Source organism: Arthrobacter sp. SIMBA_036, from assembly GCF_046535135.1.
Taxonomy (GTDB): domain Bacteria; phylum Actinomycetota; class Actinomycetes; order Actinomycetales; family Micrococcaceae; genus Arthrobacter.
In genome coordinates this window covers 1-239 of sequence record NZ_JAWRXG010000438.1, presented here as the reverse complement: position 1 = coordinate 239, position 239 = coordinate 1, and the positions used below count along the sequence as shown (strand labels likewise).

At 66.1% G+C, this 239-nt stretch carries 1 protein-coding gene; it reads left to right on the top strand.

All coding sequences use genetic code 11. The annotated features are described in order from the left end of the window. Positions 1-3 precede the first annotated feature (3 nt). Positions 4-239: alpha/beta fold hydrolase (locus SB659_RS20435; RefSeq protein ID WP_410551757.1), on the top strand; the 236-nt coding region annotated here is incomplete at its 3' end.

Sequence of the window (239 nt, the reverse complement as noted above, 5' to 3'; positions counted from 1 at the left end):
CTGATGGCGGCCGACCGGCGAATTATCCGGTGCGACGTACGCGGCTCGGGAGGATCCGAAAAGATCCGCGCGCCGGTGTCCCTCGCGCAGCTCGCAGACGACATTGTCTCCCTGTTGGACCACATTTCGGTGACCGACGCAGTAGACGTCGCCGGGGTAGCGATCGGCGGATGTCTTGGACTCACGCTCGCCGCGCGATACCCGAAGCGCATCCACCGCCTCGCCGCCATCAATCCCCC